At 46.3% G+C, this 10,335-nt stretch carries 4 protein-coding genes; 3 read left to right on the top strand and 1 reads right to left on the bottom strand.

Annotated elements, in window-relative coordinates:
- Positions 1-184 precede the first annotated feature (184 nt).
- Positions 185-1,690, top strand: coding sequence for a malate:quinone oxidoreductase (locus MHI06_RS29230; protein ID WP_340399967.1), 1,506 nt, complete (start codon positions 185-187; stop codon positions 1,688-1,690).
- Positions 1,691-1,921: 231 nt separating this feature from the next.
- Here the strand turns inward: MHI06_RS29230 and MHI06_RS29225 are convergent, their stop codons facing one another.
- Positions 1,922-5,059, bottom strand: coding sequence for an ATP-binding protein (locus tag MHI06_RS29225; RefSeq protein WP_340399966.1), 3,138 nt, complete (start codon positions 5,057-5,059; stop codon positions 1,922-1,924).
- 136 nt (positions 5,060-5,195) lie between these two features.
- Between MHI06_RS29225 and MHI06_RS29220 the strand changes: the two genes are divergently transcribed.
- Together MHI06_RS29220 and MHI06_RS29215 are read left to right on the top strand one after the other, a co-directional pair.
- Positions 5,196-6,332 carry a response regulator gene (locus MHI06_RS29220; protein ID WP_340399965.1) on the top strand — a complete coding sequence of 379 codons (1,137 nt, stop codon included), beginning with the start codon at positions 5,196-5,198 and terminating at the stop codon, positions 6,330-6,332.
- A gap of 177 nt (positions 6,333-6,509) precedes the next feature.
- Positions 6,510-10,310, top strand: a complete 3,801-nt coding sequence (locus tag MHI06_RS29215) for an S-layer homology domain-containing protein (protein ID WP_340399964.1) — start codon at positions 6,510-6,512, stop codon at positions 10,308-10,310.
- Positions 10,311-10,335: the final 25 nt, after the last annotated feature.

Below are 10,335 nucleotides of genomic sequence, written 5' to 3'. Positions count from 1 at the left end.
TACTGATGGAATAGCAAATATCTTGAAATTGCATATTTAAATTGCTCTATATTATTGATACACTAGATCAAGGTTATAATCATTCAGAGAAGGTGCGATCCCGTTCAAGAATGGGCTTGCTGCAAATGCCAAATCGATAACGCTTACATCCTTTTGGCAAATATAGGATATAAGGACGGTAGACATGAGCCAGGGACAAACGAGTACAGATGTTATCTTGATTGGTGCCGGAATTATGAGTGCAACTTTGGGAACTTTGCTAAAAGAATTGGCACCAGACTGGAATATTAAGGTTTTCGAAAAGCTAGCCACTGCAGGAGAGGAAAGCTCCAACGAATGGAATAATGCCGGAACCGGGCATGCTGCATTGTGCGAACTTAACTATACCGTTGAACGACCAGACGGAACCGTAGATATTAGCAAAGCGATTAAAGTGAATGAACAATTTCAGATCTCAAAGCAATTTTGGTCCTATCTCGTCAATAGTCGTCTGATTCGTAATCCGCGGGATTTCATTATGCCGATTCCTCATTTGAGTTATGTGCACGGTGAGAGCAATGTCCAGTTTTTGAAAAGACGTTATGACTCCTTATCGAATCACCCGCTGTTTGCAGGCATGGAATTCTCGGATGACAAGAAAGAGCTGGCGAAATGGATGCCGCTGATGATGAAAGATCGTACAAGTAATGAACCTGTTGCAGCAACCAAGATTGACTCCGGTACGGACGTTAACTTTGGTGCTTTAACGCGTATGCTGATCAAACATTTGAAGGAACAACACGTGGGCGTCCACTACCAACATAGCGTGAAGAATATGAAACGTACCAGCGATGGACAATGGGAATTATCCGTGAAAAACCTGAAGAGTGGTGCAGTCGAACGCCATAAGGCGAAATTCGTCTTCATCGGCGCGGGCGGCGGAAGCCTGCATTTGCTCCAGAAGACGGGCATTCCGGAAGGTAAACATATCGGCGGATTCCCGGTCAGTGGGATCTTTATGGTGTGCAAAAATCAAAAAGTCGTGGAACAGCATCACGCCAAAGTATATGGCAAAGCTTCTGTAGGAGCTCCGCCGATGTCCGTTCCGCATCTGGATACCCGATTTATCGACAATAAGAAGTCGCTGCTATTCGGACCATTTGCCGGGTTCTCGCCGAAGTTCCTGAAGACGGGTTCCAATGCCGACTTAATCACGTCAGTTAAGATGCATAATCTGCTTACGATGCTCGCAGCAGGTGTCAAAGAAATCTCTTTGACCAAATATCTGATCCAACAACTGATGTTATCCAAAGAACAACGCATGGCTGAATTGCGTGACTTTGTTCCGGGTGCGAAGAGTGAGGATTGGGATATGGTTCTGGCGGGGCAGCGTGTGCAGGTAATCAAGGATACCGTTCAAGGTGGCAAGGGTACGCTCCAATTTGGTACAGAAGTGGTTACGTCTGCAGATGGAACGATTGCGGCTCTGCTTGGTGCATCACCGGGTGCATCCACCGCGGTTCAGGTCATGCTTGAGATTCTTCAGCGGTGCTTCCCGCAGCATATGGAGGCATGGGAGCCGAAGATTAAGGAAATGATTCCTTCCTACGGCATATCCCTTGTGGAGAACTTGGATCTTCTCAAAGAGGTTCATTCTTCAACAGCCAAGGCGCTGGGATTATCGGATGAAAAACATGTCCTGCACGTATAACGATTAATCTAATCCGTGTTAATAATGATTAAGACCCAAAAGAGAGCTAAGCCGGGATGAAACCCGTGCTTAGCTCTCTTTTGGTTTATTTCGTATGTCAGAACTTGAGCTTGAGCTTGGAATTGAACCTGCCCGGCCTGTACCATCGCGTTCACCTTAGACCTTACACAAAGCATACGGACACGGACTGTACGGAATGCCAGGTGTAGAGTTATAGAACGTTCGTATCGCTCAGACTTCTGTGTTGCGGTCCATAGGGATGATAAAGGATACTTTCGTACCTTGGCCCGGTGAACTGACGATGCGTAAGCCCTGTCCGTACATCTGAGTCAACCGGCGATGCGTATTGGTTAATCCAATACCTCCAGTTCCTTCTGGTCCTTTCTTAGGCCATGCCAGCGCTCGTTCAATCTGCTCAGGCTGCATTCCTACACCGTTATCCTCGATCTCGATCAAGGTACTCATTGTTTGGTTAATGATCCGGATATGCACGGTTCCACCCTCAACTTTGCTGAGAATACCATGTCGAACGGCATTCTCAATGAGCGGTTGAATGGTGAGTGGTGGCAAGGATAGATCCAGATCATCGGGGATATCCCAGATGACGTTCAACCGATGCATGAATCGTTCTTTCTCAATGTAGAGATAGGCTCGTGAGAGATCCAACTCATGAGAGACCTCCACCATTTTCTCGGAATTGACGAAATGAAAGCTGGTCTGAAGATACTCGATAAAAGCATCGCCCAATTTCTGCATTCGCTCTGTGTCCATCTCACTAAGAACCATGATTGAATTGAGCGTATTAAAAAGAAAATGGGGCTGAATCTGTGCTTGTAAGTAAGCAGCCTCCATGCGCAGTCGCTCATCGATGGATTGTTTCAGCACAATTAATGATCCGATGCGATGCCTCAACTCAACGGCATCAACGGGTTTGGTGACATAGTCCGTAGCTCCGGCCATGAATCCGGCGTACACATCAGCTGGTTCGTTACGAGCCGTCAACAACAGGATGGGAAGCTCTGATACCGAATAACGCTTGCGTACGTTCTCAGTCAGTTCATAACCGGACATATGAGGCATCATGACATCGGCAATCAGTAAGTCCCAAGGCTCCTTATCCAGCAATTCGAGTGCTTCAAGTGCCGAGGTCGCAGGTTGAATATGGTACGGTTCATTTGCAAGCATGGAGATCAGTACTCGCAGGTTTACAGGATCATCATCGACGGCAAGAATACGTGCGGCAGTCTTATCATGAGATTGAGATAGGGTCTGCTGTTGCGGCTCTGCAACCGCAATTTCATCAAAGCTGTGAGCGTCCCATCGCTGCTCCGTCTGATCCGATAGTGATGCGGTATCTTCCCGTGGAAGCGAGATCTGGAAGGTAGATCCTTGCCCAGGTACAGATTGCACGGTGAGTTGGCCGCCATGGAGTTCGGTGAGTTGCCTGCTGATATTGAGACCGAGGCCGATTCCTCCACTTAAACGAGCCTCTGGGGTCCCCTGTTCATACGCTTCGAATATTCGCTGTTGTATCTCCTCACTCATGCCAACGCCTGTATCTGAAACTTGAATCAAGACGTGCTCTCCATGTTCCCGAACAGACACGGTAATGGTACCCTCGTCGGTAAATTTGAGCGCATTATGCAACAGGTTGTAGAGTACCTGAACAAGTCTTCTCTCATCGGCCTGAATCAACGGCAGTGATTCTGGAATATCCACCTGTATATGGATAGGCTTGCCCTCTGCCATGAATCGGAACATACCGATCACCCCTGGAATAACGGATGCAAGAGATAAAGGTTTCTTCTGAAGCTTAATTCGTTTCTCCTTCAGGCGAATCACATCAAGTAGGTCGTCAACCAGTTGAGACATGCGCCTGCCGATGGTAACTAACAGCTTCATGTCTTCTGCCTGCTGCCCACCTGATTTACGCCGTTCACGGACCGCGATGCTCTCGGCGATATTGATGATCCCGTGCAGCGGTGTACGCAATTCATGAGCTGTATTCACAAGAAACTGATCCTTCTGGCGATCCTCCTCTTTGAGCTGTTCGTATAACTTCTCGATTTCACTTGAATTGCGGAAGTATTTCCTGAACCAATAGGCGGAGAAGCCGAACATGGCCGCGATCACATCGATCGGATAATACACGTTAGTGATTTCATTAAGTGAGTTCACAATTCCCCACAATACGCTGGACAAGCTGCTAGTTGCCGCAAAGAGCAAAAAGCTTGCGTCACTTCGTTTCTCGGCTGCCATTCGGAAGAACAGGTACACAGACCAGCCGATGGCAAACAGATAAAGGAAATCAGAAATCCCAATCTCAAGTGCATGGTAGATCAGGGTCACGGGTGCGACGAGCAAAAAGACACAGTAGATGCCAAGCACGCTGGCATAGATACGGAACAGTTTACGTCCTTGTAGACTATGGGAGAAGCTTCTAGCCATCTGTAAAAGAAAGAATGCGAACAACGGATAGGACAACGCTTTGGCCTTAACGATCCAAGTGAAGTTGAGTGGAATCCAACTCAATAACAGACTGTCATGGTCGGAGGCGACTGTTAGGGCAGCTACCAGCGTCAACATGGAGAACGTCAGCAGAGCTCGTTCCTTCCGGATAAACAGAAACATGACAAAAGCGTATAGGCTGTGCAGGAGCAGTATGGCGAACGTAATCTTTTGCAAATCGATGGATAGTCCTCGTTCACTTCCAATGGCTTCTGGAGAACCAAAATAGAGAGAGCGCGTGATCCCACCGCTATATGGATCGTCAAAATTGGCTGTCTGCACCAGAAGTGTAAGTTCATTGGCGCCGCCAAGTGTATAGGAAGTCGTAAATGCAGTCCTTTCTGGTCGATAGGCTTCGGCATGGGTGGCTGGTTGGCCGAACTCAGCAACAATGGTCCCGTTCATCTCGATGATCGATGATGTCTGAATTTTCTGACCCCAGAGAGAGACTTCCTTCACGGATGGATCTAAAAGTATGCGAAGATGATACGTTCCATATCCGAATGACGATGAGGATTGTGGTAACGCATTCCGCCAGTCACCGGGAACTTGAATCCGTGTGGAGGGGTTGCCCACTTTTTTTGCGTCACGATTAGAGATTAACGCCTGGGGATAAAACTCCCATTCTCCATCCAGGGATATGGGTGAAGTGTTGGCGAGGTCCCAGCCTCGAAGGTCCAACACGCCTTTAGCGGGTTCAGGATGTGCGGGTATAGTGAAGGACTCGGACCATATCCAGCGAAAGCCAAGTAAAATAGTCAGGAATAAAATCGACAGCACTACATATCGGGGTATCTTTTTATAGGTTATTGGTTTCATGGCAGACTTTAGTTTTCGACAGTTTAATCCTAATTCCTGCATGCCCTCCGCTAATGATGAACATTTTTTTTGAATACCGGAACATAGATTCTATATTCAAATGATAGCGGTCCCACGTCAGGATTTATGGTAAAATTATAGATTAAAGAGTGATCAGTGAGCCAGAGGAGTTGTGCATATGAGAGTGATTTTGGTAGATGATGAATATCTCGCTCTGAGCAGGTTGAACAAACTGTTGCTAGAGAGAGAGGATTGCGTAGTTATCGGCTCTTTTCTGACGGCACAGGAAGCCATAGATCAGATCGAAATTCATCTGCCGGAAATCGTCTTCATGGACGTTCAAATGCCGGGGATGAACGGGATCGAGGCGACCGAACGTATCCATGAGGTTTCTCCTGGGACAGAAGTTATTTTCACAACCGCATATAACGAACATGCACTGACGGCCTATGGGCTTGAAGTGCTCGACTATATCATGAAGCCTGTAACACGTGACCGTTTGGAAAAAACGATGAAGATGTATCAACGCCGAACGGTGTCAGCAAGTCTGAATATAGCAGAAGGGCCATCCATGTTGATTCGTTGTCTGGGGATGCTCCAAGTCCAAGTGCACCCAAATGAGCCGCCAAAACATATGAAGTTCAGAACAACCAAGATTAGAGAGTTATTCGCCTATTTGCTCCACCATCGGAACAAACCGATTAAGCGGGATACGCTACTTGAACTGTTGTGGCCAGAGTTGGATGAGCGGAGAGGTATATCCAATCTGCACAGTGGGATCCATCGCTTACGCAGCATGATGAACGAATTCATGGGCGAGGACAAGATGGTCATTCGTTATCAACAGTTTGGTTATCTATTGGAAACAGGAGAATTCAGGGTTGATGTGGAAGAATGGGAAAGTCGTCTTAACCAATTGTCTCTGTTATCCTCGTCTACAATAGTTGAACATCGGCAGACTTCAGATCAATATGAAGGTAAATATTATGGTGAGGATGATTACGTATGGGCTGAGCTGGAGCGTCAGCGCTTGCATGCCCTTTGGCGTAACCACGCCATGCAGCTTGCACAATACTATATTGAACTGGGACAGCACACGGAAGCACTCACATTATATCATCGGGTACAGCAATTCGAGCCTTCATTGGAGCAAGTTGGACTGGCGTTAATGAAGACCTATGATCGATTAGGCAACAAAGATCCTGTGATTGCTCAATATAATCAGTTAGTTACTGCGTTAGAACAAGAGGCGGGCATACGTCCTGGCCTGGAAGTCGAGTTATGGTACCAACAATGGAAAAATTCGAATATTTGATTGAAAGTACACAGCCTTGCAGCTTCATTTGCAGGGCTGTTTTTTGTTGTATTTGTTATTGAGGAGTTTGGTAAGAGTTTGGTAAGAGACTATGTGTAGAATAAGCAAGATGAGGGTAGATATGATGTTTTGAGTCAGTAAGCAGTCCAAAAATAACATATTAAGTAGGAGGAAACTATGTACACAGCAGAAATCCGGAAGAAACCATGGCAAAGAATGTCCATGCTGGTTCTTTCCTTTATTCTGGCGATTGGAACGTTGCCAATGAGTTTAGCTCAAGCGGAGGCGACTGACCAGACTCCTGTTGGTCCGGGCGGAGTTGGATCCCCTTCACTATGGCTACGACCAGAGCGGGTAAACGGAGTTGCCAGCGGCGAAAAGGTGAGTATCTGGGAAGATCAAGGCAGTAAAGTAAATAACGCAACGCAAAATGAGGTCGATAACCAACCAATTTATTGGGATGATAAGAGTCATAATATTAATTTCAATCCGGTATTGGAATATAACGGCACGAGTAGTTTTATGAATCTGGATGTAAGTAAGCTTCCTCAAGGGAAGAGTCCCAGATCAATTATTACGGTTAGTAAAACTAATATAACTGGAGTAATCAGATATATCACTTCCTGGGGCAGTCATACGGGGCCTTATACGGGTATGGGGATGCTGCAAGTTGACACAAGGGGCGGCTTGACGACATTTAACAGTTCCCCTAACCAGACATTATACTCTCCCGACAGCTTTATGGAAACGACGTTTCCAAACGAGCTATTTGTTACTTGGACAGGTGGGAACACGGAATCCAACATAGCTAGATTATACAGCAAAATGAAAAAGGTACAGGATCTGAATGGATATGGAAAAGAATTTAATAAGGAGTGGGATACCGGTAATTCTGACGGAGCTGTAGTTGGTAAGCTTATCCCGGCAACTGCAATTAATAAAAGCTATTGGCAGGGTACAATTGAAGAAATTATCGTATTTGACCATGCTCTGACGGACCCAGAACGTCAAAAAGTCAGTACATATCTGGCAATCAAATACGGCTATACGCTGGATCAGGCTACAGCCAATTCATATTTTGATTCCAACATGGATATGATCTGGGATTCAAGTGTAAATAAGGTCTATACCCATCGCATTACAAGCATCGGTCGAGATGATCAGAGCGGCTTAATGCAGAAACAAGCCAAAGCGCAGGAACAGGGATCTACGTTGACGCTTGCATTGGGAGACAGTGTTAAGGATACCAATTCTACAAATAAAAATAAATTTTCAAATGATTCTTCTTTCTTTACGTTTGGTGACAATGGTTCAAGTACTGAATTCAAAACACCGATTACGAAAGATGAGAAAAAACTGCTTGGGATGGAGCGTATCTACAAAGTACATAAATCAAAATGGGCTGAAACACAAATTACACTTCAAGTGGACGAAACGGGGGATACCCCGGAGTTGCCTCAGTATGTTGTAATCAGCGGCGATGATCAATTTGGTGCTCCAGACTCAATACATTTAATTGAGAACGGCGAAGTAACCCTTAATACCTCAAACTTTGGTCCGAACTCGTACTTTACTATTGCAACTGCTGCCACTCCTTTGACGGTACCAGACGTTACACTGACCGACGATGAGTTGAAATGGGAAGCAGTTGAGCATGCAGATAAATATGAAGTAACAATTGAACTGGAAGACGGCAAGAAGCGGACGGTAGAGGTAACCGATATAGTACTTAACCTGTCGCAATTGGAACCGCCGCTGGAAGCTGGCGCTTACACGGTGACAGTCAGAGCGAAGACGAACAACCCAGCCTATTCAGATTCAAAAGGGTCGAATTCGAAAAGTTACGTTGTTGCTATTGATAAGGCGAAGCTGAAAGCCAAAGCTGATGAAATTAACGGTAAGATCGAAACGGGCGAACTGGACGAAGAGGAGTACACACCAGAAACATGGCAAACGCTGCAAGATGCGTTAGGAGTTGCTGAATCCGTGTTCGACGACGAGAATGCAACACCGGAACACGTGGAAAAGGCTTATCAGGATTTGGTGGATGCCCGGAAGGGGCTTACCAAAAAGCCTGGTACTGGTGTCGACACGTCAGTGCTGAAAAATGAACATGATAGAATCCAGGGTGAAAACCTGAATGAAATGAAGTATACGGTAGATAGCTGGAAGACACTTGATGATGCGATGAAAGAAGCTGAGCGGGTACTGGCTGACGAGAATGCAGCACAAGAACAAGTAGACAAAGCTCATCAGGATTTAGTGGATGCTTGGGAGGGTCTCACTGAAGTACCCGGAACAGACCCATCTTCACTGCAGACGCTGATCCCATCCTCCGGAAGTTTGTCTCCGGCCTTTGATCCTGCTAAAGACACGTACACAATTTCTGTGACGAATAGCGTATATCAATTCCAGTTAACGCCAACAGCAATTGATCCACTTTCCAAGATTGAAATAGCTGTTGGAGATGGAGAATGGAACGAGGTTACAAGTGGTAGTGCAAGTGAGAATTTACCTCTTCAAGTTGGAGGAAATACGATTGTTGTTAAAGTCACGGACTCACTTGGCCATGTTACGAAGTACAAAATCAACGTGAACAGAGCAGCCAGTGACAATGGTAACAACGGTGGAGGAAACAATGGCGGCGGTGGAAATACAGGAGGTAACAGTGGAAGCACACCAGTACCTGCGCCAGTACCCACAGCAACGCCAACTCCGGCACCGGTGAAGGATAATCTGGAAACAACCCAGGATGGCAGTCACCAGCCTTACGCGACTTCCAAGCCTTCTGACGACAACCAAACATGGGTTCAAGTTGATCCAGCCAAATTGAACGTCGCCATGTCACAAGGCACAGGGCAGCAGTTCGCGATTCATTCGCCGAATGATGGTGATATGAAGGTGGACGGTTTAACCCTGGAAACACTGAAACAATTGGTAGATCAAGGTTCCAAACTGAACATTAGCAATCCGTTGGCGATCTATCCGGTACCTGGCGGTAAAATGGACTTGAATGGTGTGTCCAGACAGCTTGGTAATGCAGCATTGAATGATATTGATGTCCATATTGATATTGCACGTTCCTCGGATGCGTTGATTGACAGCGCCGAAACGAGAGCCGCTTCTCAAGGATACGAATTACTTGTGACACCGGTTGATCTGGATCTGACGTTTACGAAAGATGGACAAACCGTTAGATCCGACCAGCTGAACGGCTATGCACCGAAGTATATTGCACTTCCAGAAGGTATCGATCCGAATCGGATTACCACAGGTGTAATCATTAATCCGGACGGTAGCATCTTCCATGTACCAACGGTTGTTACCAAGATCAGTAGTCGTTACTATGCACTCATTAATGACTTGCGTAGTAGCGGAAGTTACTCGGTTATCTGGAACCCGCAGGATTTTGAAGATGCCAGATCTCATTGGGGCAAAACCGATGTGAACAACATCGCTGCAAGATTGGATTTGCAAGGTAATGGAGATAACACATTCTCACCGAACCGTCAGGTTACCCGTTCTGAGTTTGCCGAGATTGTTGTACTTGGACTGGGCTTAATGCGTCAGGATGCACCACAGAATCTATTCCCTGACGTTAACGATTCCGCATGGTTCCGCTCTGCGGTAGCCCTTGCGAATGAATTCGGTATCGTTCGCGGTTACGATAATGGTAACTTCTACGGTAATCAGGAAATCACACGTGAGCAGGGATTTGCCATGGTTGCTCGTGCCTACCGTCTGATTGAACCAGAAGCGGCAATCAGCCCGGATCAGATGAATTCTGAACTGGAACGTTACAGTGATGCAGCGAATGTATCGAATTGGGCAAAAGAAGATGTAGCCCAGTTGATTGCAGCTGGAATCATCCAAGGTAACGGGCCAGAGGTGCTGAGTCCGAAGACCACGATGACCCGTGCTGAGGTCACCGCATTGATTGCAAGAATGTTGAAAGTAACAAACTTGATTGATCAATAAACACAATCTAAAACGAAAAGCCTTT

The organism is Paenibacillus sp. FSL H8-0079 (assembly GCF_037991315.1).
Classification (GTDB): domain Bacteria; phylum Bacillota; class Bacilli; order Paenibacillales; family Paenibacillaceae; genus Paenibacillus.
This window is presented reverse-complemented; position numbering and strand designations above follow the sequence as displayed.

Bases quoted from the DNA above. Each gene is read 5' to 3' on its own strand.
- MHI06_RS29225 (WP_340399966.1), bottom strand. From the start codon at position 5,059: ATGCAGGAATTAGGATTAAACTGTCGAAAACTAAAGTCTGCCATGAAA.
- MHI06_RS29230 (WP_340399967.1), top strand. From the start codon at position 185: ATGAGCCAGGGACAAACGAGTACAGATGTTATCTTGATTGGTGCCGGA.
- MHI06_RS29215 (WP_340399964.1), top strand. From the start codon at position 6,510: ATGTACACAGCAGAAATCCGGAAGAAACCATGGCAAAGAATGTCCATG.
- MHI06_RS29220 (WP_340399965.1), top strand. From the start codon at position 5,196: ATGAGAGTGATTTTGGTAGATGATGAATATCTCGCTCTGAGCAGGTTG.